Consider the following 22,545-nt stretch of genomic DNA (forward strand, 5'->3'; position numbering starts at 1 on the left):
GGTCAGTCCGTTCTGTCGGGCGACTGCGTCGTGTCGGTGCGAACCGGTGCGTGGTCGGCGAACTGTTCGAGATCGAAATCCTGGTAGACGGTGTCCCGGTCGACGGGGTAGACCTCGCGGTCGGCCAGTTGCGAGATGATCACCGCGTTCCGGTAACAGCCCAGTCCGAGGTCGGGCGTTCCGACGCCGTGGGTGTGCAGTTCGGCGTTCTGGACGAAGATCCGGCCGTCGTCGCCGGTCCCGAACTCGCCCTCGAGCCGGTAGTCCTCGGTCACACGGGGCCGGCCCCGGTCGTCGAACGCGAGCCGATCGGCCAGCGGCTCGAGAAACGCCGGGCTCGGCCGCTGGTATCCCGTCCCGAAGATCACGGCGTCCGTCTCGAGGGCGAACGGGCGCTCCTGCTGGCGGTGCTCGCACTCGAGCCGGTAGCCGCCTTCGCGGCGCTCGATGTCGGTCACGGCGGTCGTCGCGAGCATCCCGAAGTCAGGCTCGCGGTCGCCGATCGACCGCTCGTAGAGGGTGTCGTAGATTTGCGCGCTCGTCTCGACGTCGATACCCTTGTACAGCAGGTCCTGCTCGGCAAGGAGTTCGTCCTTCCGGGATTGGGGGAGATCGTAGAAGTACCGCGTGTACTCGGGCGTGAAATGCTGGAGGCCGAGCTTGGAGTACTCCATCGGGAAGAAGCCGTCCGAGCGGGTGAGCCAGTCGAGCCGGTAGTCGTGTGCCGATTGTCGCTCGAGCAGGTCCAGCACGACTTCGGCGGCGCTTTGCCCGGAGCCGACGACGGTAATCGAATCGGCGTCGAGGGCGGTTTCGCGGCCCTCGAGGTAGCGGGCGGTATGGAACAGGTCGGCCTCGCCGGCGAACTCGCGCGCGAACTCGGGGACGGCGGGGCGGGAGCCGATGCCGACGACGAGGTCGTCGGCGCGGTAGCGGTACGTCCGCCCGGTTTCGGGGTCGACGGCGTCGACGACGAACGCGCCGTCGGCCGCCGTCTCGGTGTTCGCTTCGACGTTCGTCACCGCGCGACTGAACTGCGTCGCGGGGACGGTCTCGGCGACCCAGCGCAGGTAGTCGTCGTACTCGCGGCGAGGGATCTGGAACGTCTCGTAGAAGTAAAACTCGTAGATGCGGTCGCGCTCGCGGAGGTAGTTGAGAAAGCTGTATGGGTTGGTCGGGTCGGCCATCGTCACCAGATCCGCGAGGAACGGGACCTCGAGCGTGACGCCCTCGATTAGCATTCCCTCGTGCCAGGCGAACTCGGGTTCGCGCTCGAGGAAGACGGCGTCGATCGCGTCGTCGGCACCGTCGAGCAGCGCCGAAAGGCCGAGGTTAAACGGTCCGAGGCCGACCCCGAGGACGTCGTAGCGGCCGCAGTCGACGACGTCGCAGTCGCCGCCGGTGGCGGAACCGTCGCGTTCAGTCACCGTCGCTCACCTCCTTGCCCGCGGTCTCGCCGTCGCCGGTCGGCGGCCAGATCTCACGCTCGAACCGCTCTCGCGGGCAGACGATCAGTTGTGCCGTCTTCTCCTCCTCGGGGAACTCGAACTCGCGACGGAGGTCGCAGCCACACCGCTCGGCCACCGCGAGGACGGCGTCGTTCCGGGCGTCGGGTTCGCCGACCACCCGCTCGGTCTCGGGATGGCGGAACGCTAGGGCGAACATCGCCCGGAACAACGCGGTCGCGTAACCGTGCCCCAGGTATTCTTCGGGGCCGATCAGGAGGTGAACCCCCTGATCTGCCGGCTCGGCGTCGTAGTACGCCGCCAGATCGTCCTCGGCCGCCCAGTAGCGTTCCCAGTAACTCATCGGCACGTGATCCAGACAGCCGACGTACAGCGTCTGGTGGTCGTCCGCGAGCTTCTCCCGGAGGGTCTCCCGGAACGCCGGCAGCGGCTCGTCGAGTTGCCAGTAGGGTTTGACGTGCTCCGAGCCGAGCCACGCGTGCAGTCGGCCGAGGTCGCGCTCGAGCGAGACCGGGCGAAAGCCGATGTGGCGGTCGATCGTCTCGTCGTAGTACTCGAAGTCGTACTCCGAACTCACCGTCGCATGGGGGCCGCGGGCGGGGTCGGATGCCGTCATCGTTCCACCTCCGGTCGCGCCGCATCCGTCCCGGCGGTGACGTCGGCAAGCGGATTCGGAACGTCGGCGTAGACGGATTGTTCGTCGATCGACGGCGCGTCGAGTTCGTCCAGCCCCCGGAATCGTGTCAGGAGGTTCGCCTTGCGCGGGACCGTCTCCGACTCGAGCAGCGGTTCCAGAATCGACGTTCCGGGTCGGTCGAACTCCCGGAGCGACTCGAGTTCGGCCCGGAGGATCGCGAGCAGTCGCGATTCGTCGACCAGCCCCGCGGTCCCGAAGGCGTTGATCAGCCCGATGGCGTTGTTGAGCACGACGTAGTAGCGGATCCGTTCGTCGGCGACCGCGTCGGGACAGATGGTGTCGGCCCGTTCGCCGACGCCGGGACAGACGGAATCGACGCGGTCGTAGGCGTCCTCCGGGAAGTAGTAGCCCTGATTGTCCCGGTACCGGAACTCGTCGGGGTAGCCCGCTTCGTCCAGCGTGAGCACGCTGTTTTGCTGGTGGGCCTCGAGACCGACTCCCCACTCGAGGTAGAGCCACAGGAGCGGACGCACCGAAATCTCGAGGTAGCGGCGGAACCAGTCCTCACTCACGGCGGCGACCGCGCGTCCCTCGCGGTCGGCGATCGACTCGACGATGCGCCCGAGGCGGGACTGCCCGTCCCCGATCGGGTCCTGACAGAGCGCGACGACGGGCGTCGCCCGCCGGGCGTCCTCGCCGCGGAAGGGGTTGTCCCGGAGGACGACTTCGAACCCGGACTCGTCGCCGTCGCGACCGAACGCGTCCGGATCGACGGTCAGGTAGGCCGGATCCCGGAGCACGTCGAAGTCGGGGAACCGCTCGCGGAGTTCGTCGCCGAGGGCCGTCTCCAGCAGGTCCGCGATCGCGACGCCGCGTTCGAGTTCCGGCCGCTTGTTCGTTCGGACCGAGTTGGTGATCTCGACGGCCAGCGATCCCTTGACCATGAACGGTGCGTCGGGGGCGTACAGCGTCCGCACCGATGCCGTCGGGAAGAACTCCCGCCCGAGTTGTCCGAGCGACTCGAGTTTCCCCGCGGAGACGAGGTTCCGAACGGCGGGCCGCTCGAACAGTCGGTCGGCCTGCCACGGGTGGACCGGGATGACCACGTCGTCCACCGTCAGCCGGTCACACAGCGAGTCGGGGACCGCCGGATCGTCCCGCAGGGCGTCGCGGACCCACTCGGCGGCGTTCGTCTCGCGGGCGGAGCCGCCCTCGACGATTTCGGGATCGGCCCGCACGTAGTGCAGCGGGAACGATCCCTCGAGTTCCGGGGCGTAGCGCTCGGCGTGGCGCTCCATTCCGCGGCGGCTCTTCGGCGTCGGATGTCGGAGGTGGCCGAAGACGAGCGACTGCTCGGCCTCGCGGAACGTGAAGTCCGTGCCGTACAGGGCATCCCGGTCGTCGACGCGGGCGCGGACGTACCGTTCGACGTTGCGACACGATCGGACGACCCGCTCGAGGAGGTCGTCACGGGTTCCGTCGCCGCCGCGCTCGAGTTCGAGGTCCTTCGTGACAAGCGTCGCGAGCGTCACGTAGTCCAGTTCGATCGGCTCCCCGTCGGTTCCGTGCAGGTAGTACGCCGGCAACTCGAACAGGTGTCGGCCGGTTGGGGAGCGATAGCGCACGGGGACGAAGAGGGCGACGCCCTGGTTCGAGAGCGAACACTGGAGGACGAGTCCGCTTGCCGGCGTGCGGTCGATCGGCGCGTCCGCGGCGGCGACGAACTCGCCGGCCCCGGTCTCGTGGCAGTAACAGTTCAGGAAGCTCTGTACCGCTGCGTCGCGTGCGGCCCGCGTCGGGTCGACGCGACAGTCGTCGGTCGTGGTAGCTCGTGGTGTCATGCGGAATCGATCACCTCGCGTTCGAGGGCGTGGCCGCGGTCGAGGACCGCTTCGAGGGCGTCCCGGAGGTCGGACATCGTCGTCCGGGGGTTCAAGAGGGTGAACTTCAGGGCCGGCGTGTCGTCGACCTCGGTCCGGGCGAGCAACACTTCGCCGTCGGCGAGGAGGGCGTCGCGGATCGCGTGGTTCACGCGGCCGATCGGGTCTTCGGTCGGTGAATCGCTCCGTTCGGCCGCCTGCTGGAGCCGATCGGACCGGTATCGGAAGACGACCGTACTCAGTTCGGGATCGCAGCACAGTTCCAGCGACGGCTCGGCCCGGATCTCGGCCGCGACCGCGTCGGCGAGATCACAGACGTACTCGACGCAGTCGGCCAGTCCCGCCCGTCCGACGGCGTTGAACGTCACGAACGGCTTCAACGCGTCGAACCGGCGGGTCGTTCGAATCGATTTCGAGACGAGGTTCGGGACGCCGGCCGCGTCGTCGCGCTCGGGGTTGAGGTAGGCCGCGTTGCGCTCGAGCAGCCGGTAGCGGTCGCCGTCGCGAAGCAGGAAGGCCCCGCAACTGATCGGCTGGTAGAACAGTTTGTGGAAGTCGACGGCGATCGAATCGGCGCGGTCGATTCCCGCGAGCTTCGGTCGGAGGCGACCGCTGATCGCACACGCCCCGCCGTAGGCGGCGTCGACGTGGAGCCAGAGGTCGCGGTCGGACGCGCGGTCGGCGAGCGCATCGAGCGGGTCGATGCTGCCGAAGTCGGTCGTCCCCGCGGTGGCCACGATCGCGAACGGGTGGCGGCAGTCGGCCTCGAGTTCCGCGAGCGTCGCGTCCAGTCGCTCGAGATCGATCCGATGGTCGTCGTCGGTCGGGACGGTCACGACCGCGTTTTCGCCGAGTCCGAGGTGGTGGGCGGCCTGTTTGGCCGTAAAGTGGGCGTCCGCCGAACACAGCAGCCGGAGGTCCGTCCACTCGGGGGGCAACCCGTCGGCCCGGACGGAGCGGTCGAACCGCGTCTCGCAGTACCAGTCGCGAGCCAACAACAGGCCGAGGGCGTTCGATTCGGTGCCACCGCCCGTGAAGACGCCGTCCGCCCCGGTCGGATAGTCGAACAGGGCACAGCAGGCGTCGACGACGCGTTCCTCGAGTACCGACGCCGCGGGTGCCTGATCGAACGAGTCCAGAGACTGATTCGTCCCCGATACCAGCACCTCTGCCGCCAGTGCCGGAATCGCCGGCGGACAGTGAAGGTGAGCCACGCAGCCGGGATCGTGGACGCGGACCGAGTCCGCGAGGACGTCATCGGCGACCGTCTCGAGGACGGCCGCCAGCGACTCGCCGTCCTCCGGCATGACCGGCTGCTCCTCGAACCGGTCCCGGAGCGCCTCGTGATCGGTTCCAGCGTACGGCCCCTCGATCGACGCGAACGATTCGACGAGGTGCGTTCGAGCACGGTCGATCGCGTCCGCGTAGGCCGCTTTACCCTCGGCCCCGCCGAGGAAGGCGCGTTCGGCCGCTGGGGGCGGCGTTGGGATGTCGACATCCGCCGTGTCGGTCGGCCGGGTCACGTCGGCACCTCCACCTCGTCGGTCACGGCCGCACGGACGCTTTCGTGGACGATTTCGCCGATCTCGTCGATCCGTGTCGCCGAAATCGTCAGCGGCGGGAGGAACCGGACGACGCTGCCGCGACGGCCGCCGGTTTCGACGATGAGTCCGCGGTCGAACGCCGCCGACTGGACGGCCGACGCGAGGTCGCCGTCCGCCGGATAGCGCCCGAGCGAGTCCGGCTCACCGTCGGGGTCGACGAGTTCCACCCCGAGCATCAGCCCGCGGCCGCGAACGTCGCCGACCGCCTCGAACGTCGCGGCCGTCTCCTCGAGGTGGCCCCGCAACCGCTCGCCCATCGCCGCGGCGTGGTCGTCGAGGTCGTGCTCGAGGACGTAGTCGATGGTCTCGATACCGGCGGCCATGCCGAGCTGGTTGCCACGGAACGTCCCCGCGTGCGCGCCGGGCTCCCAGAGGTCGAGCGAGTCGTCGTAGACGACGACCGACAGCGGCAGTCCCCCGCCGACGGCCTTCGAGAGCGTCATCACGTCCGGGACGACGTCGGCGTGTTCGATCGCGTACAACTCGCCGGTGCGGCCGAGTCCGGTCTGGATCTCGTCGACGATCAGCGGGACGTCCTGTTCCCGGGTGATCCGGCGGATCTCGCGGAGCCACTCGTCGGGGGCCGGTACCGATCCACCCTCCCCCTGAACGGGTTCGACGATCATCCCCGCGGGATCGACGATGCCGCTTTCGGGATTCGAGAGGGTCCGTTCGACGTACGCGGCACTCGTCCGCCAGCAGTCCTCGCCGCCGAGTCCGAACGGACAGCGATAGGCGTAGGGGTACGGCAGGTGGTGGACGTCGGACATGAGCCCCGGGATCGGCTCTTTCGGCTCCGTATCGCCCATCAATCCGAGTGCCCCGTGGGTCATCCCGTGATAGCCGCCCTGAAAGGCCAGCATCGACCGGTTGCCCGTGGCCGTCTTGACGAGTTTCAGCGCGGCTTCGACGGCGTCGGTCCCCGCGGGACTACAAAACTGCACCGTGGCGTTTTCGGCGAACTCGTCGGGCAGGCTCTCGAGCAACCGATCGACGAACCGCTCTTTGACCGGCGTCGTCAGATCGAGCGTGTGAACGGCTCGATCGCGCTCGAGAAGGTCCTCGATCCGCTCGACGACCGCCGGATGGTTGTGCCCGAGCGCAAGCGTTCCCGCGCCGGCCAGACAGTCGATGTACTCGTTCCCGTCGACGCCCTCGAGGATCGCCCCCTCGGCGCGTTCGATCGCGAGCGGCAGCGACCGGGGGTACGTTCGAGCGTTCGACTCCCGCCGTGCCTGCTGTGCGAGGAGTCGTTCGGCCGACGAACCGCCGTTGATCACGGCCGCTCACCCCCTGTGGGCGATCGATCGACGGACGGAGCCGGTAGCGAGTGTCCGTATAGCATGTGGATTTTAGGCTAACCTAAATAATGAAAAGCGTATCGGTTTTTAGGACAACCTAAAAACTATATCGTATTCCTGAATCCCGCGAATTCGGAACGTAGAGGGATTAAAATACGGTCACAACGGAGTTGTTGGCGGCTGATGCGGACGGTAATAACGTGTTTTCTCGAGTGAACGTCGAGATATCGTAAATGTGCCGTAGACGGGAATCGAACGTCGATGATCGGAAGTCGGTACGTAATCGAGATATCGGTATATGATTTCCGATACAAATAACTCGGTTCGAAACCGGGGGTTCGTTTAAAAGACCGACATCGTCCGGGTCGATACTCCCGAACCCGGATCGACAACTGTTCGTCTCCACCTCTCGCGTTCGGGTCCCGAACGCGATCGAAACCGGTACCGCGACTGGCTGATGGGAACGAAACGAAACCCGTACTGCAACCGGGAGCCGGGAACCGCTACTCGGGTTTCAGCCCGCCGTCCTCGACGCGCATGACGGCTTCGCCGTCGGCGAGGTTCGGCGCGTCGACCAGCCGGACGATCCGCTTGTCGCCTTTGGACTTGCGGAGGTAGATCCGGAACGTCGACTTGTGGCCGAGGATGTTGCCGCCGATGGGCTGGGTCGGGTCGCCGAAGAACGAATCAGGGTTCGAGGCGACCTGATTGGTGACGATCACGGCGGCGTTGTAGAGGTTGCCGACCTTGTCGAGGTCGTGGAGGTGTTTGTTGAGCTTCTGCTGGCGATCCGCGAGTTCGCCGCGGCCGACGTACTCCGCACGGAAGTGGGCGGTCAGCGAGTCGACACAGAGCAGTCGAACGGGATACTCCGAGTCCTCGTGTTCGCTCGCGAGTTCCTTTGCCTTCTCGGCCAGCAGCATCTGGTGGTTTGAGTTGAACGCCTTCGCGACGTGGATCTTGTCGAGGACGTCGTTGACGAGTTCCTCCATGGCGTCCTCGTCGCCGGCCGCCCCCTCGATTTCCCGATCCTCGAGTGTGGCCTCGATCGTGTCGTCGGGCAGGCCCCGAACCATGTCGTCGATCCGCTCGGGGCGGAAGGTGTCCTCGGAGTCGACGAAGATGGCGCTGCCGTGGAGGCCGCCGACCTCCTTGGGCAACTGGACGTTGACGGCCATCTGGTGGGTGACTTGGGACTTGCCGGCTCCGAACTCGCCGTAGACTTCGGTGATCGACTGGGTCTCGATCCCGCCGCCCAGCAGGTCGTCGACCTCGTCGATGTGCCAGCTCAGTTTGCCGATCTTGTTCCGTCGCTCGAGTACCGTCGACCCGGTCTCGAAGCCGCCGATGTCGGCGGCGTCGCGGGCGGCGTTGACGATGTCCGCAGCGGTGGACTCGCCGACATCGGCCGTGTTCGACAGCTCCGACGGCGAGGCGACGGCGAGACTCTGGAAGGAATCGAAGCCTGCATCGTGGAGTTTGTCTGCGGTCGCCGGTCCGACGCCGGGGAGTTCCTCGAGATCTGCTTCGGGCATACTCCCTCGTTGTGCCGGCCCCTTCATAAACCCTCGTTAACAGGGGAGTGGAAGTGAAAGTGCGGACCGGCGTCGGGACGAACCGCGGTCACAGCGATGGGTTTAGAAGGAATAGAGTTCTCGCAGGCTCACCGCGAGGGGTCGTCGTCCCACGCGAGACAGTGGAGGGTTCCGTCCTCGCTGCCGACGTAGAGCCGTCCGGGAGCGACTGCGGGTGTACTTACGACGGCAGCCTCGAGCGAGGCGTACCACAGGAGATCGGGCTCGTCGGCGTCGATTCCGTAGAGCGAGCCGCTCGCGTCGCCGACACAGAGGACGTTACCGACGACGACGGGACACGAGCGGACCGGCCCGTCGAGTTCGATCCCCTTCCGCGAGAACAGCCACCCGCGCAGTTTGCGCTTCCCGACGGTCGTGTCGGTGACGTGGCAGTAGCCGTCCGTCGCCCCGACGAACGTCGTTTCGGCGGCCGCGAGCACGGTCGGCGAGGTTGTGAACCCGCCTCGAATTTCGTACGTGAACCACGTCTGGCCGGTCCCGCCGTCGAGCGCGAGCATCGTCCCGTCGTCGTCGGCGACGTACACCCGACCCTCGGCGACCGTCGGTCCGGCCGCAACCGTCCCGTCGGTCGGTGCCGACCACGCTTCCTCGCCCGTTTCGGCCTCGAGCGCTCGAACGCTGCCGTAGTCAGTCCCGACGAAGACCCGTTCCGACCGCCAGCGGTGATCCGCGTCCCGATCCTCGAGGCGCGTCGAGCCGAGATGCGTCGGTTCCTGCTGTGTGTCAATCGGGTCCCGTCCTCGGACCTGCTCCCGACCGTCTGCGATCGCCGGCCTGTCGACCACCGCCGACTCGGTTTCGTGGCTCCACAGTTCGGTTCCCGTTTCCGTCTCGAGCGCGATCAGCCCGTCCGCGTGTCCGACGTAGAGGCAGTCGTTCGAGAACGCGAGGCCGGCGGCGGTGAACTCGGCGGGGAGTTCGACGTGCCACCGTTGCTCGCCGGTCGCGGTATCCAGCGCGTAGACCGTTCCCTCGTCCGTTCCGAGGTAGAGCCGATCGCCGGACACGATCGGGGTCGCGTCGGTCGCAGCCGTCGTCTCGACGACCCACCGCCGACGGCCGGTCTCGCGTTCGAGCGCGTAGCAGTTCCCCCGGTCCGTGCCGACGTAGACGCTGTCGCGATCGAACACCGGCGACCCCGGCGATCCGACGAGGTCGGCCGACCACGTCTCGGTGACGCGGGCCGGCCCCTCGAGATCGCGCCGGCAGCCCGAGTTTCGCGCATCGCCCTTGTACTGGTTCCAGTCCGTCACTGATCGGGAGTACTGAACGAATGGGGATAATTGATGTGCAACGAGGGCCGGGATCGGACCGGACCCCTTCGATACCGGGGCCGAAATCACGAGGTCGGCGATCGACCGTGAGTCCCGCTCGAGCGTCCATCGGACGGTATGACGGCATACCGCTGGGAGAAATCGAACGGGGGTTCAGGACATACCTGCCGCCGAGTCGGCACTCTCGACGCCGGAGAACTCGAAGCGGGCACCCCCGTCGGGGGTCTCCTCGATCGAGACGGCCCAGCCGTGGGCCTCGGCGATCGTTCGGACGATGTTGAGTCCGAGCCCTGTCCCATCGTCGTTCGTCGTGTACCCCATCTCGAACACTTGCCGTCGCTTGTCCGTCGGGATTCCGGGCCCGTCGTCCTCGACGACGAACCCCGCGTCCGTTCGGCGAACGGTGACGGTTACGTCCGTACCGGCGTGGTCGAGACTATTCCGAAACAGGTTCTCCAGTAGCTGGCGCAGTCGATCCCGATCGCACGATACCGCGCCCAGTTCGCCGTCGATGCGAAGTCGGGCCTCGGACGACCCGGCCGTCGACCAGGCCTTATCGACGATCGGCCGGAGCGCAACGGGACGGAACTCGTCGACCGTTTCGCCCTGTCGTGCGAGGGCCAGCAGATCCTGAATGAGGTCCTCCATACGGGCTAACGCGGCCGCGACCTCGGCCAAGTTTTCGTCGGCCCCGTCCTCGTTCTCGCCCGCCTCCGTTCCCCCCTTCCGCTTCTCGCGCGCGAGCTCGAGGTGGCTCGTCGCGACGTTCAGCGGGTTCCGGAGGTCGTGGGAGACGACGCCGGCGAACGCGTCCAGCCGTTCGTTCTGTCGAGCCAGTTCCCGCTCGTGTTCCGCCAGGCGATGCCGGGCTTCGATCGACGCGATGGCGTGGCCGATCGTCTCGCCGAGTTCCGCGAGCACCTCCTGTTCGTGTTCGTCGAACACGTTTTGACGGTCCGCATAGATACTACAGAAACCGTACGCGGTCCCGTCGTGGACGATCGGAACGACCGCAAGCGACTGCACGCCGCGACGCTCGAACAGCTCCCACCACGGCTCCATCGTCGGATCGGCGAAGACGTCCGGAACGCACTGTATCTCGCGGGTTTCGATGGCACGGCCGCCGGCACCGTTGCCGGTCGGGCTGTCGTCGACGGTGACCTCGACCGACGCGACGTACTCGTCGTCCAACCCGGCCCATGCGGCGGGGCGAACACGGGACGTCGCACCGTCATCATCGTCGTACCGGCCGATCCAGACCCCCTCGTAGGGTTCGGACTCGCTCAACCGGTTGCAGACGGCCTGTTCGAGGTCGATCCGTTCGGCCCTGTTTACCAGCTCCTGGGTCGCGATCCGGATCGTCTCGTTGATGCGGTTTAATCGTTCGACCGACTGCTGTCGTTCCAGCCCGCGGACGTCGTAAACGCCGACTAGCAGACCGACGAGAGACCCGAACGTCGCGGTATTGAGCAACGCGAGGAATGGCTTCATGACCGGGAAGCCGATAATGACGAACGAACTGAATATCCAGACACCCAGCGCTGAAAGCGATAGGGCACCGGTGACCGTCCACGCCAGCATCCGGTCCGCGAACTGAGCCGAGACGAGGCGGTCTCGAGCGAGCGCCACGCCGACGACGATCATCACCAGCGAGAGAACGAGCGGAGCCCCGTCGAGAAACACTTGTTCGGGAACTGACCGGCGCTTGGCGAGGTTCGCGAGGTGAACGAGCGCGGAGAGGACACCCCCTCCGCCGATGAGTCCGCCAACGGCCTGATTCGAACAGTCTTTCATGCCGTCGCTCCGTCGTTAGCAGGTGATGCGGAGCCGCAGTGATAGGCGCTCCGGCCTCGTATCAGCGAGTTTATCAACGAGCCCCGGCTGAACACCCGTTCGATCCTCCGGCTCGGTTCGGCTGCAGCCGACGGCACGGTCGGAATGACGGAAATACGGCAGAAAAATCGGGATCAACTGGTGTATGGCGTAGTTGTGATGATGTGGCGATCCGATGTGGTCGGTGTGGGTTCCTGCCGTGTACGTCTCACTACCCGCCGAGCCGGGATAGCAGTGACCCCAACAGGATTTGGTATTCCGCTCACTCCCACGGATGGGTCCCGCCGTCGCTCGGCCACAACGGGTACCAGTACTCCTTCTCGCGCTCGATCTCGAGTTCACCGTCCAGCGCCGCCTCGAGTTTGAACTCCACGCTCGAGTCGCGTTCGCGCCCTGTTCGGGGCGCGAACGGGTAGAACGACCCGCGGCGGAACGAGTAGATCCAGTACGCCGGTCCGTCCCGGCTTCGATAGGCGAAGACGGCCGCGAGCAGCCGCGAGCCGTAGCCGTGCTCGATGAACGTATCCGCGGCGAAGTGCATGCTCGTGATCAGATCCTCGGGATCGCTGTCCTCGAGGATCACCCAGTGGTAGCCGTGATCGTCCTCCGAGACGGTGAACTCGGTCCCGGTTTCCTCCTGTCCGGCTTCGAGGATCGCCTCGACCTCGTCGACGGCTTCCCGGAAGCTGTGGGTGTCGACGCCGGAGAAACAGAGCGCACCGACGTCCAGCGGCTCGTAGCCGAGTTCCGCGTCCATCGTCACGTAGGCGGTGCTCATCCCGAAGAGGTCGTCGGGATCGGCGTCGCGGCTCGCGTCGGCCTCGGCGCGCAATCCGAGTACGGCCCGCAGTCCGTCCAGCAGTCCCATAGCCGGACGAAGGGGGCCGAGCCCTTAGAATCCACCTGTTGTGGGCTCACCGCCTGCCGATCACGGTTCTCGAACGCAACGCTCGGCGACGATCCGACGGCCGAACGCCACACCGCAGTCGCGGTGATCGATTGTGGTCCCGTCCTCAGCCGCCGATAGTATCGTCGTCTGAGGCTGCCCGAACCAGCGCTTCGTCGACCGATATCTCGCGTCGCGTCGCGTATACCCACACCACCACCAACGCCAGCATGAGGGTCACGAAAAACAGGTTGAGTCCATCGAGAGTATTCCACACACCGGGAAACGTCGTCTCGAGTCGTATCAGTGCAGGAAACTCGTCTCCCGGAGCCGCTGTCTTGCCGAAGACGGCGACGCCAGCGAAATTCGTCGAGACGTGTAACCCGATCGGAAACCCGAGATTGCCGGTAAGAACGTACGCGAGGCCGAAATACGCACCGCTGATCGTCGTCGAGACGAGGACGACGGGAACGGCCACCCCTTCCTGTCCCGTTGCTTGCCAGTAGTGGATGACTCCGAACGTGAGCGAACTGATGAGCCATGCCAGCCAGACGGCTGTGGCGGGCGAGAACCCCCGCTCGGCGAACCCCTCGGTGGCGTTTATGATGAATACGCCTCGAAACAACGTCTCCTCCCAGATGCCGACCCCGACGAACGATAGCAGCGTCAGCGCCATTCCGACGGCGAACGCCGACGATCCCGGCGAAACGATCCCGGTGACGCTGGCCCAGCCGAGGCCGAGGTACGTCACCGCGATCAGCGCCTGCCACAGCAGTCCGATTCCAACGGCACCCACGAAGTCGAACCACCAGCGGCGGTCGACGTCGAACCCGTACTCCCGGATCGAACGCCGGTCGACCCGTCGAGGGATAACCACGAGGACGACGCCGGTCGCAACGACGTATCCCGTCGCAGTGACGACCCGCTGATAGCCGTCCGGGATTCCGGCAGCGGCCGACGCCCGGAAGATGCCTATCGCGACCGCGAGAAAGAGGCCGAATGCGAACACTATCCGCCACGTCGCACGGATGCGGCCCTCTTTTCGCCCACGAAACAGCAGCCGTATCGCGTTCGGGAGACGTCCGATCATCGATGTAGTCGCCCCGACGATGGACGCGGGACTATAACGCGGGCATGAACTGTCGGGCGAGTCACTCTGCGAAAACCCTTTCCGTGAGGACCGCACCCGGTTGCCGGCCCCGCTCGTCTATCGTATCGACGATCGATACATCAACGATCCTGACGGGCGCGGCCGTTATAGGCCTCGATCCCCTAGTTGTGTCGAATAGCCCGCCGACCGACCCACCATCCCTGACGCACCCATGAAAACAACAGCGTCACCGAAAGCACCGCTTCCAGTACCGCCGACCGACCACCTCGAGGGCCGCTCGCGCCGGGCCCGCACCGAACCGATGTCGGTGCTCTCGCTCGGCGACGGTCTCTACGAGGTCGAGTCGGCCAGCGACCACACCTACCTCGTCGACCTCGAGAGCGGGCGCTGTACCTGTCCGGACCACACCTTCCGCGACGTCCGGTGCAAGCACGTCCGCCGGGTCGCCATCGAGATCACCGAGGGGCGGACCCCGCCGCCGGGCGAGATCGCCGTCGAGTGTCACGACTGCGACGCCACCGTCTTCGTCGACGAGGACGCGACCGACCCGTTCTACTGTTCGACCCACGAGATCACGCCGGGCGATACGGTCGTCGACCGCGAGACCGGCGGCCGTCTCACCGTCGTCGACGTCTCGGCGTTTCGGGCCGACGCCGTCGAGATCCGCGACGCGGACTGTACCGTCGCCGAGTACGGGACCAACGAGGACTACGATCCCGACGTTCCCGTCGTCGGCGCGGTCTACCCCCACGCCAGCGTGAAACCCAACGGCGTCGTCCCGGGATCGCTGAAGGTCTACGTCTTCCCGCGGACGCGACTCGAGAAGGTCTCACCTGCGCCCACGCCGGACTAACGAGATCGCCGTCCCGGAGTCGCCGGCCACGGACCCCTTCGTCGTCTCTCGAGACGGTTACTCGAGCAGGTCGGCCGCTTCTTCGACCTCCATCACGCCCTGCTGGACGGCGTTCAGGACGCGCAGGATCTCCTCGTCAGGGCCGTCGTCCGCTTTGCCGACCTCGGCGAGCGTTACCTTCTCGGATTTCCCGACGAACTCGGCGAAATCGACGCCGTCGGCGACGGCCGTCTCCTTTTTGACGCGGTAGTTGCCGCCGTCGGTGACGTAGAGGTCGCCGGGGTGGAAGAAGTACCAGTCCTCGCGGTCGAACCGGACGCCGATACGGGGTTTCGCGCCGAAGTTCTGCGCGAAGTAGATCAGCGCTTCGACCTCCTCGCCGGTCAGATAGATCGGGTCACCGGCGCTCGATTTCGCCTCGATCGCGTAGAAGATCTCGCCGTCGCCGGCGAGCACGTCCGGGAGTTCGCGTTCCGTTGCAGAACCGCTTGCGGGTGCACGCATCACCGCGAAGCCGGCCTCGTCGAGTTCGTTGACGAGTTCGCGTTCGCGGCGGTCACCCTTCGCCTGAGACATACCCGTTGCTCGCCGGCGGCACCTAATAAAGGAACGGACGCGGCCGTCCGCCGACGGCTATCCCGGAACGGCCGCGAGGAGATCGACGAGCAGCGACGGCGTCGGCTCGGCCCCCTCGAGCTCGTACTCGATGGCCAGATAGAGAAGGCCGAACTGGAGGGCATTGAAGACGGCGTGGGCGATGATCGGGACGACCAGATTGCGGGTCTTCGCGTAGAGGGCACCGAAGATGAGCGCGCCGCCGAAGACGACGACGATCGAGACGGCGATCGCGGCGACGGAGTCGGCATAGATCATGTAGACGGGCACGTGAATCAACGCGAAGATGCCGCTCGCGATACCCACCGACTGCATCCGAGTGAACGCGGCGTAGAGTCGTTTCTGGACGATATTCCGGAAGAGGAACTCCTCGGCCGGCGCGTTGAAAAAGAAGACGATTCCGATCATGACGAGGATCATCGTCTGGTCGTTGCCGATGATGCCGACGACTTGGTTGTCCGCGGTCGGCAGCCCCAGCGCCTGCACGATGACGCTGACGAGGACGTAAAACACGATCGGGGCCACGATCCCGAGGCCGACGTAGAGCCAGCCGCGTTTCGTGGGAACCTCGAGATCGACGTACGACCAGCCGCGGTCGGTCGCGGCGAGATAGAGCGCGCCGGCGAGTACGAAGCCGACGAAGTTCAGGATCATGAACCCCGTTCGGGCTTCGATCGAGGCGTCGGCCGGGGATTCGATCAACGTCGGCTCGAGCAGCAGTGCCGGCGTCGTCGCGAAGTTGGAGACGATGATACCGAAAAGTGCCAGTCCCGCGGCGATAAGCGTCGCTCTGACGGGGCCGTCTTCACGGATGCGTTGCCCTGTGGGCGTTTCCATACCGCGCAATACATTCACCGTCCCCTTGGTCGTTCCTCTCTCGACCGGTCGACGGCGCGCTACCCGGCGGGGGCGGCGATGGCTTCCGCTTCGAACAGCTGTTCCAACAGCCGCTGGTGGCCGATCCTGAGGTGACGGTTGACCGTCGGCTGACTGACGTCGAGCATCGCGGCGATCTCCTCGCCGGTGCTCTCGCGGGGCCACTCGAAGAAGCCGGCGAAGTACGCCGTTCGAAGGACCTCGAGTTGGCGGTCGGTCAGACCCTCGAACAGCGACGACACCAGCTCCCGTCTGGTATGGGTCTCGCGCTGGACGTGCCGGCGAGAGCGGAGCTCGACGGTCCCGTAGTGGTCCCGGAGCATGTCGACGAACTCGCGGACGTCGGTTCCTATGGGCACGTCGACCGTGACCGACGTCTCCGTGCCGTCAGCGCGTATCGACCGGGGACTGCCGCCGTGGCGAACCAGTCGCGAAACGAGCGCATCGCCCGCAACGGTCGCCTCGAACCGCCCCTCGTCGTCCGATTCGCTGATCAGTCGGTACTCCGTGACGGAGACGAGATCGTCGAGCGCCGCGGCTACTGTGGCCGGTTCAGCACCGTTCGTCCGGAAGAACAGCAGCGTTTCCGCGGAGGTGTGGGTCCCGAGCCCGTCGTACTCGACGCGGGCGTCCGTCGCCGTCGCGATCCGGGACAGGATGTCGTCCGAGTCCGCAAGCTCGAGAGTGAGTTCGATGAGGGTTTCGGTATGCAGCGCTTCCTGGGTTTTCGTCGCGTTGATCGCGTTGGCGATCCCCTCGCCGAGTTCCGTAAACACCGTCCGCTCGAGGTCGGTAAACGCATCTGGTTCGTCGGCGTACACCGACAGGACGCCGTAGGTGTACTCCTCGAACGCGAGGGGGACGGAAATGACCGACTGGAACCCGGCGTTGAGCGCGCTCGCTCGCCACGTCCCTTTCTGGAGCCCGTCGACGACGTTTTCGACGACCGTCGGCGTCCCGGTTCGGGCCGTCTGCACTGCCGGTTCCATCGAGGTTTCCCGATCGAGCGGGACGGCGTCGAGATACTCCGGGCTGGAGCCGGCCCAGGTGTGGGGTTCGAGCTCCGTCCCGCCGGCGTCAGCGGCACCGATCCACGCGAACTCGACGGTGTCGGCTTCGACGAGCCGCTCGGGAACGGTACGTTCGATTTCCGATCGGCTCTCGGCACCGATGAGCGACTGGTCGATCCGGCGGATGATCTCGGTAATCGCGATCTGCCGTCTGAGCCGTCGGTTTCGGGCCTCCAGTTCGGCGTCGCGCTCTCGAAGGGTCGCCTCGCTTTCGAGGCGGTCGAACGCGGCTTCGGTCGTCGCGACGAGCGTTTCGATCAGCCGACGCGCCTCGCTGTCGATCGGTCCCGAGTCGGAGACGACCGTGAAGACGCCGTGATCGCCGATCGGAACGACGACGCCGCTCTCGACGGCGGGGCCGAACACCTGTGACTGATCGAAGGCTGCGGGGTCGTCGATGACCGTCTGTGCACCCGTGATGAACGCGTTCCAGAGCGCCGAGTCGCCGCCGACCGCGACGGCGGGAATGTCGTCACAGAGATCGGTGAACCCGTCGGTGTGGTCGATCGGCTCCAGCCGATTGACGTCCGGATCGAGCCGATAGAGGGCGATGCCGGCCGCCTCGAGGACCTCGTCGGCGGTGTCGACGACCAGTTCCGCCACTCCCCGTTCGGTATCGGCTCCGAGCAGATCGCGAGCGGCGTCGTGGAGCGACCCGAGGGCCAGTTCGCGCTCCTTGTGTTCGGTGATATCCTGAATCGAGCCCCGGACAGCGACGATCTCGCCGTTCTCGCGGACGGGTTCGCCGATGCTGCGGACCCACCGTTCGTCACCCGTCGCGGTTCGCAGCCTGTGTTCGAAGTCGTAGCTCTCGCCGTACTCGATCGCACCGGTGACGGCCTCGTTGACGCGAGCACGGTCGTCGGGATGGGGGAACGACGCGGCCGTCTCGATATCGATCGATTCGCCCAGCGGGAGATCGTAGAGTCGCCGGAGCCCGTCGGTCATGATCATCCCATATGGATCCGACGTGACGTCGAGTTCCCAGCCGCCGATCCCGGCGATCCGTTCTGCCTGCTCGAGCAGCTCCGTCGTTCGCTCGAGATCGCGTTCGCGTTCCTTGCGCTCGGTGATGTCCCGGACGACGCCCGCGGTCCCGGCGAACCCGCCGTCGTCGGACGGCAACAGCGCCATGTGGTTTTCCGTCTCGATCACGTCGCCGTCTTTGGTCACGAGCGTCATCTCGAAGGTCCGTGACGGTTCGTTTGCCGCCAACAGCTCCCGAATCAACGCCTGCCCCGTCTCGATGTCCGTCCGTGTCATTACCGTCGAGACGTGTTCACCGATCAACTCGTCGGGTTCGTACCCCACCAGCGACCGGGTGGCGTCGTTGAGAAACCGGAAGTATCCCTCCTCGTCGAGCACGTAGATCAGTTCGTCGAGCGCCTGAATGATGGTTTCCGAGCGCTCGAGTTCGTGTTCGCGCTCCTTTCGATCGGTGATGTCCTGAATCGAGCCGCGAACGGTAACGATTTCGCTGCCGCCGTCGGCCCGGCCGTTCGTAGAGGACTCGCGCACGGGTTCACCGATGGTTCTGACCCATCGCTTTCGGCCATCCGCGGTGGTCATTCGTAACTCGAGATCGTACGGCTCGCCGTCCTCGACCGCCCGTTCGACCGCCGCCTGAAGCTTCGGTTGGTCGTCGGGATGGTAGAACGCGAGGGCCTGTTCGAGGTCGACCCCGTCGTCGGACGGGAGGCCGTGGATGCGGGCGGTTTCGGTCGACCACCGTGGCTCGTACGGTTCGTCGTTGACGTCCAGCTCCCAGGCCCCGACGCTTGCCAGTCGCTGGGCCTGTTCGAGGAGATGGGTCGTTCGCTCGAGTTCGCGCTCGTAGCGTTTGCGGTCGGAGATGTCCCGCCCGATCCCGACTTCGACCGGGTTGCCGTCGGGGTCCTCGAGCACCGATGCGGTGAACTCGTAGGGGATTCGCTCGCCGTCTTTGGTCACCAGTTTCGCTTCGACGCGGGTGTCGCCCGTCTCGAAGGCCTCCGTCATCGATTCCCGAATCTCCGCTTTGGTTGCGTCGTCGAAGAAATCCAGTGCGGTCATATCGTCGATTTCCGCGTGCGTGTATCCGGTGACTTCGGCCAGCGTCTCGTTCCAGCGTACGAAGGTCCCGTCCCGGTCGAGTACGTAGAACAGATCGTCGACGGCGTCGAGCATGTCGTCGATGAACGTCCGGTACTGTTCCAGGTATCGCTCGCGTTCGCGCCGCTCGAACTCGTGGCTCACCCACCGGGTCATCAGATCGACGAACGTTTTTTCGGCTGTCGTAAACGGCTCGTCGTGGGAGTCGCGGTCGAGAAAACAGAGCGTCCCGTACAGTTCGTTTCGAACCTCGATCTTCCCCCCGAGATAGCAACTGATTCCCAACTCCTCGTAGCTGGGATCGTCCTCGAACCCCTCCGCGGCGGCGTCGTAGATGCCGAGGATGTCGTCGGACGTAACGGTCTTTCGACAGTACATCTTCGACAGCACCGTCTCGTCGCCCTCCCGAACGAAGTCGCTTCCGTATACCGCTCGGATCTCGTAGTGTCCGGTTTCCTCGTCGATGTGTGAAATGGTCCCGACTTCGACCCCGAGCCGTTCGCACCCGAGTTCGAGGATGCGACGGATCTTCTCCTCGTGGCTCGCTGTGGGGTCCGACGTGATGCGGTAGAGTCGCTTCCGATAGCGTTCGTTCTCCGCGACCTGTCGCTCTCGCTCCTGAATCGTCGTCGTCAGGTCATCGATCACCGCCGACAGGCGGCCGATGTCGTCGTCGCGCTCGAGGGGGAGATCCGCGTTCTCGGATCGCCGATCGAGCTCGTCCTCGAGCTCGCTGTCGGCTGTCTCCAGCTGTTCGATGTACTCTTCGACTTCCCCCGTGAGTTGTTCGATAGCCCGTTCCCGATCGGCGTCTTCCCGCGCGGCGAGACCGATCACGCCCGGCAGGAGCGGACCGATACCGAAACCCGGCTCCGGACCCATCCCGACAGCGAGCGCGAAACCGATGCCGAGCAGAGCCGAACCGACGCAGACGGCGATCGCGAGCGATCCGGTTTCGAACCGTCCCGTCGATCGGCTCCGTTCGGGCCGTCGGCGACGATGCTGTCGGGGGGACCGACCGCGGCGCAAGGCGGCGGGCATATCCCCAATATGGATTGAGCGGGAATTATACGTTTGGTGGCTGCTGGAAGAAAGTCGTAAAGTTTAGTGAGTGTCCACGGCCGTTCGAACCGGGGCTGTCGGGTCCAGTCCCGTTCCGGGCCTGCCCAGTGTCGGGACGGCGGTCGTCGCGGCCGCTGGGGTCGATTCTGCGCTGACTTCTATACATGTAGTGTCCGAACGTGGTCGGGATTACGTGTATAACGGACAGCGGGATGCCCGCCGATCGCGTTCGTACGAGTAATGCCAGAAATGACCCTCGACCACTATCAGGATTCCCCCAGTCTCCGAGTCATCGACGCGCTCGCGGCCGCAACCGAAACCGATCCGCTCGAGCTCGATCCGCTGTACGACGCCGTCGATCCCGAAGCGCTGGACCGGCTTTTCGGTCCCGAGGCGAACGGGAACGCCACGGTCCAGTTCGCATACGACGACCACGCGGTCGAGATCCGGAGCGACGGAACCGTCTCCGTCGACGGAACGGTCTACGACCATGACCGAGCGTAAGCGCCGCCTGTCGACACGTCGCCCGATCGCGGTCGTTCGACCCGCGGCACGGTTTCGGCTGCAACTGGCCCCGCACGCGGGAGTTCAGTGATGCTTCGATCGATGTCGCCACCGGATCCGGACTCCCGAACGAGACGGACGCCGATCACCGTCCTCGTCGTCGCCGAACAGCCGTCCCTGGAACGGATCGAGGCAATCCTCGGCGACGCCGATCGACTCGAGGTACGGACGGCGTCGACCGTCTCGGACGCCCTCGATCGCCTCGCCGACGTCGACTGTCTCGTCCTCGTTCCGTCGGTTTCGGACGCGAAAGCCACAGCCGTGGTTGACCGTCTCAGACAACGTCTACCCGACCTTCCGATCGTCGTGCTCGATGACGAGTCCGCACCCGCGTCGTTACCCGCCGACGCCGCGGGATCACGTCAGTGGGTCGACCACGTCGTCGTCGACCCCGAGCGCAGTGATTCGGTCCTCCTCGAGCGATTGGGCCGGCGTGTCCGTTCGCTCGTCGAACGCCGTCGGCTCGCTGCGCTGTCGAGACGATCGCTCGCGAGCGTCGAACTCGCCAAGGACGCGATCGCGATCGTCGGCGTCGACGACGAAATCGAGTTCGCCAACCACTCCTATGCGGTCCAGTTCGGGTACGATCGCGCCGAACTCCGTGGGGTCCCGTGGCAGCAACTCTTTACCGACGACACCGTCGACCGTCTCGAGTCGACCGCGATCCCGACCGCCGCTGAGGGCTGGCGCTGGACCGGCACCTGTACCGCCCGGCGATCAACGGGCAAGACCTTCACCGCGCAGGTTCGACTGGGTGGTCTCGAGGACGGCAGTCTCGTGTTCGTCGTCGATGGGGTCTAGATGGTCACCGCATACATCACGCCGAGGACGGCGAGCATGAGGGTCACGATGGCGCTCCGGGTCACCCACGGCTCCCGTCGTTCCCGCCAGTTGTTGAGCCGTACCGTCGGCACCCGTTTCACCTGTTTGATCCCGCGTTCGGACTGATAGGTGAACACGACCGGAAGCCGGTACGTTCCCGGGGGTGCACGCGCACGCGTGTTGAGTTCGAGGATGTACGCCGCGGCGGCGCGGTGGTTCCCCTCGAGTGGCTCCCGCCGCATGGCGTGCTCTTCCACGGTTTTACCGCGTCGGAACGCCGACAGCTCCGACTCGGCGGCGCGGTCGGCTTCCCCGTCGGTGTCGTCGTCCGTGTCGGTCCCCGTGCCCGTATTTCGGCGCACGACGCCGGGGTCGTCGAGATCGATCACGTCGTCGTGATCGTAGAACAGGCTCAACGAGACTTCCTCGATGTCCCTGACGCCCGAGACGAAAATACCCATCTCGAGGTGGTCTCCCGGATCGATACGTGATTGCCTGAGGAACACGTCGAGTTCGGTCGTCCCGAGGTCGCTCCCACCCCACATCGACACCGCGATTTCGACTTGTCCGTCGGTGTCGATACTCGAGCGTTCGAAGATGGGCGCGACGGAGTACTCCGTCGGTCCCTCGGATCCGGTCCCCCCACTCATTGAGTACCGTACGTATTCCGCTCGGCCTAGTTCATACCTTCGGCCGAACGCGACTGCTCGAGCGGAGCGATGGCGAAGACCGGTCGCCAGTCCCGGCTCCTGTCGTGTGTTTGGACAACCGGGGTGTGTTCCCGCTGTTCAGGTCTTTCTGGTGGTCTACATGATATGATTTCTAATGGACATAATACTAACTCATTATCATGGCATATATGTTATAACAATCGCTCTCAGCGACTCAAGCCGCTCCGTCGCGGAGCCACGTTTTTCGATCGTCCCGCGGGAAGCGTCCGTTCGTCCGCGAGCGAAGCGACACAGTGGTTCGTGCTGAGAAGTCGGTGAACTGAACCACCGTGGT

The 22,545-nt window shown here is 65.6% G+C and carries 17 protein-coding genes; 3 read left to right on the forward strand and 14 right to left on the reverse strand.

Annotated elements, in window-relative coordinates; genetic code table 11:
• Window positions 1-2 precede the first annotated feature (2 nt).
• From TX80_RS16450 to TX80_RS16495, 10 genes are all read right to left on the reverse strand, one after another.
• Entirely contained in the window at window positions 3-1,427 is a 1,425-nt protein-coding gene (locus TX80_RS16450; RefSeq protein ID WP_049924341.1) for a lysine N(6)-hydroxylase/L-ornithine N(5)-oxygenase family protein, read from the reverse strand.
• Window positions 1,420-2,082, reverse strand: coding sequence for a GNAT family N-acetyltransferase (locus TX80_RS16455; RefSeq protein ID WP_049924342.1), 663 nt, complete (start codon window positions 2,080-2,082; stop codon window positions 1,420-1,422). The genes TX80_RS16450 and TX80_RS16455 overlap by 8 nt, the downstream gene beginning before the upstream one ends.
• Window positions 2,079-3,944 (reverse strand): IucA/IucC family protein, encoded by a 1,866-nt coding sequence (locus TX80_RS16460; RefSeq protein WP_049924343.1) that lies wholly within the window; start codon window positions 3,942-3,944, stop codon window positions 2,079-2,081. Before TX80_RS16460 ends, TX80_RS16455 begins: the two co-directional genes overlap by 4 nt.
• Window positions 3,941-5,506, reverse strand: a complete 1,566-nt coding sequence (locus TX80_RS16465; RefSeq protein WP_049924344.1) for a pyridoxal phosphate-dependent decarboxylase family protein — start codon at window positions 5,504-5,506, stop codon at window positions 3,941-3,943. Before TX80_RS16465 ends, TX80_RS16460 begins: the two co-directional genes overlap by 4 nt.
• Entirely contained in the window at window positions 5,503-6,867 is a 1,365-nt protein-coding gene (locus TX80_RS16470; protein ID WP_049924345.1) for a diaminobutyrate--2-oxoglutarate transaminase, read from the reverse strand. Before TX80_RS16470 ends, TX80_RS16465 begins: the two co-directional genes overlap by 4 nt.
• Window positions 6,868-7,391: 524 nt before the next feature.
• A complete protein-coding gene (gene radA / locus TX80_RS16475; protein ID WP_049924346.1) occupies window positions 7,392-8,423 on the reverse strand; it encodes a DNA repair and recombination protein RadA in 1,032 nt (343 codons plus the stop codon).
• A 128-nt stretch (window positions 8,424-8,551) separates the two neighbouring features.
• Window positions 8,552-9,736, reverse strand: coding sequence for an outer membrane protein assembly factor BamB family protein (locus tag TX80_RS16480; RefSeq protein WP_049924347.1), 1,185 nt, complete (start codon window positions 9,734-9,736; stop codon window positions 8,552-8,554).
• Between the two features lie 174 nt (window positions 9,737-9,910).
• Window positions 9,911-11,551 carry a receiver/sensor box histidine kinase gene (locus TX80_RS16485; RefSeq protein ID WP_049924348.1) on the reverse strand — a complete coding sequence of 547 codons (1,641 nt, stop codon included), beginning with the start codon at window positions 11,549-11,551 and terminating at the stop codon, window positions 9,911-9,913.
• 301 nt (window positions 11,552-11,852) lie between these two features.
• Window positions 11,853-12,458 carry a PspA-associated protein PspAB gene (gene pspAB / locus TX80_RS16490; protein WP_049924349.1) on the reverse strand — a complete coding sequence of 202 codons (606 nt, stop codon included), beginning with the start codon at window positions 12,456-12,458 and terminating at the stop codon, window positions 11,853-11,855.
• Between the two features lie 145 nt (window positions 12,459-12,603).
• Window positions 12,604-13,485 (reverse strand): CPBP family intramembrane glutamic endopeptidase, encoded by an 882-nt coding sequence (locus TX80_RS16495; protein ID WP_230198758.1) that lies wholly within the window; start codon window positions 13,483-13,485, stop codon window positions 12,604-12,606.
• Between the two features lie 313 nt (window positions 13,486-13,798).
• Here TX80_RS16495 and TX80_RS16500 point away from each other — a divergent pair, with 313 nt between their 5' ends.
• Window positions 13,799-14,440, forward strand: coding sequence for an SWIM zinc finger family protein (locus tag TX80_RS16500; protein ID WP_049924351.1), 642 nt, complete (start codon window positions 13,799-13,801; stop codon window positions 14,438-14,440).
• Window positions 14,441-14,497: 57 nt separating this feature from the next.
• Here the strand turns inward: TX80_RS16500 and hjc are convergent, their stop codons facing one another.
• Genes hjc through TX80_RS16515 form a run of 3 tightly spaced genes read right to left on the reverse strand, consistent with a single transcriptional unit; the run spans window position 14,498 to window position 20,133 of the window.
• Entirely contained in the window at window positions 14,498-15,016 is a 519-nt protein-coding gene (hjc, locus tag TX80_RS16505) for a Holliday junction resolvase Hjc (protein WP_049924353.1), read from the reverse strand.
• Window positions 15,017-15,073: 57 nt separating this feature from the next.
• On the reverse strand, window positions 15,074-15,892 hold the full coding sequence (locus TX80_RS16510) for a CPBP family intramembrane glutamic endopeptidase (RefSeq protein WP_049924354.1): 819 nt from the start codon (window positions 15,890-15,892) through the stop codon (window positions 15,074-15,076).
• A gap of 59 nt (window positions 15,893-15,951) precedes the next feature.
• On the reverse strand, window positions 15,952-20,133 hold the full coding sequence (locus tag TX80_RS16515; protein ID WP_230198759.1) for a PAS domain S-box protein: 4,182 nt from the start codon (window positions 20,131-20,133) through the stop codon (window positions 15,952-15,954).
• A 261-nt stretch (window positions 20,134-20,394) separates the two neighbouring features.
• Between TX80_RS16515 and TX80_RS16520 the strand changes: the two genes are divergently transcribed.
• The gene (locus TX80_RS16520; RefSeq protein ID WP_049924355.1) at window positions 20,395-20,658 is read left to right on the forward strand and encodes a HalOD1 output domain-containing protein; all 264 of its coding nucleotides are present in this window, start codon (window positions 20,395-20,397) and stop codon (window positions 20,656-20,658) included.
• Window positions 20,659-20,760: 102 nt separating this feature from the next.
• Window positions 20,761-21,519: a PAS domain S-box protein gene (locus TX80_RS16525; protein ID WP_230198760.1), complete on the forward strand. Its 759-nt coding sequence runs from the start codon at window positions 20,761-20,763 to the stop codon at window positions 21,517-21,519.
• Here the strand turns inward: TX80_RS16525 and TX80_RS16530 are convergent.
• On the reverse strand, window positions 21,516-22,190 hold the full coding sequence (locus TX80_RS16530; protein ID WP_049924357.1) for a hypothetical protein: 675 nt from the start codon (window positions 22,188-22,190) through the stop codon (window positions 21,516-21,518). The genes TX80_RS16525 and TX80_RS16530 overlap by 4 nt on opposite strands.
• Window positions 22,191-22,545 lie beyond the last annotated feature (355 nt).

Origin of the sequence: Halopiger djelfimassiliensis, assembly GCF_000455365.1 — an archaeon.
Lineage (GTDB): Archaea > Halobacteriota > Halobacteria > Halobacteriales > Natrialbaceae > Halopiger_B > Halopiger_B djelfimassiliensis.

Excerpts from the sequence above, each read along its gene's own strand:
- TX80_RS16455 (WP_049924342.1), bottom strand. The coding sequence starts at position 2,082 with ATGACGGCATCCGACCCCGCCCGCGGCCCCCATGCGACGGTGAGTTCG.
- TX80_RS16460 (WP_049924343.1), bottom strand. The coding sequence starts at position 3,944 with ATGACACCACGAGCTACCACGACCGACGACTGTCGCGTCGACCCGACG.
- radA (WP_049924346.1), bottom strand. The coding sequence starts at position 8,423 with ATGCCCGAAGCAGATCTCGAGGAACTCCCCGGCGTCGGACCGGCGACC.
- TX80_RS16485 (WP_049924348.1), bottom strand. The coding sequence starts at position 11,551 with ATGAAAGACTGTTCGAATCAGGCCGTTGGCGGACTCATCGGCGGAGGG.
- pspAB (WP_049924349.1), bottom strand. The coding sequence starts at position 12,458 with ATGGGACTGCTGGACGGACTGCGGGCCGTACTCGGATTGCGCGCCGAG.
- TX80_RS16500 (WP_049924351.1), top strand. The coding sequence starts at position 13,799 with ATGAAAACAACAGCGTCACCGAAAGCACCGCTTCCAGTACCGCCGACC.
- hjc (WP_049924353.1), bottom strand. The coding sequence starts at position 15,016 with ATGTCTCAGGCGAAGGGTGACCGCCGCGAACGCGAACTCGTCAACGAA.
- TX80_RS16510 (WP_049924354.1), bottom strand. The coding sequence starts at position 15,892 with ATGGAAACGCCCACAGGGCAACGCATCCGTGAAGACGGCCCCGTCAGA.
- TX80_RS16515 (WP_230198759.1), bottom strand. The coding sequence starts at position 20,133 with ATGCCCGCCGCCTTGCGCCGCGGTCGGTCCCCCCGACAGCATCGTCGC.
- TX80_RS16520 (WP_049924355.1), top strand. The coding sequence starts at position 20,395 with ATGCCAGAAATGACCCTCGACCACTATCAGGATTCCCCCAGTCTCCGA.
- TX80_RS16525 (WP_230198760.1), top strand. The coding sequence starts at position 20,761 with ATGTCGCCACCGGATCCGGACTCCCGAACGAGACGGACGCCGATCACC.
- TX80_RS16530 (WP_049924357.1), bottom strand. The coding sequence starts at position 22,190 with ATGAGTGGGGGGACCGGATCCGAGGGACCGACGGAGTACTCCGTCGCG.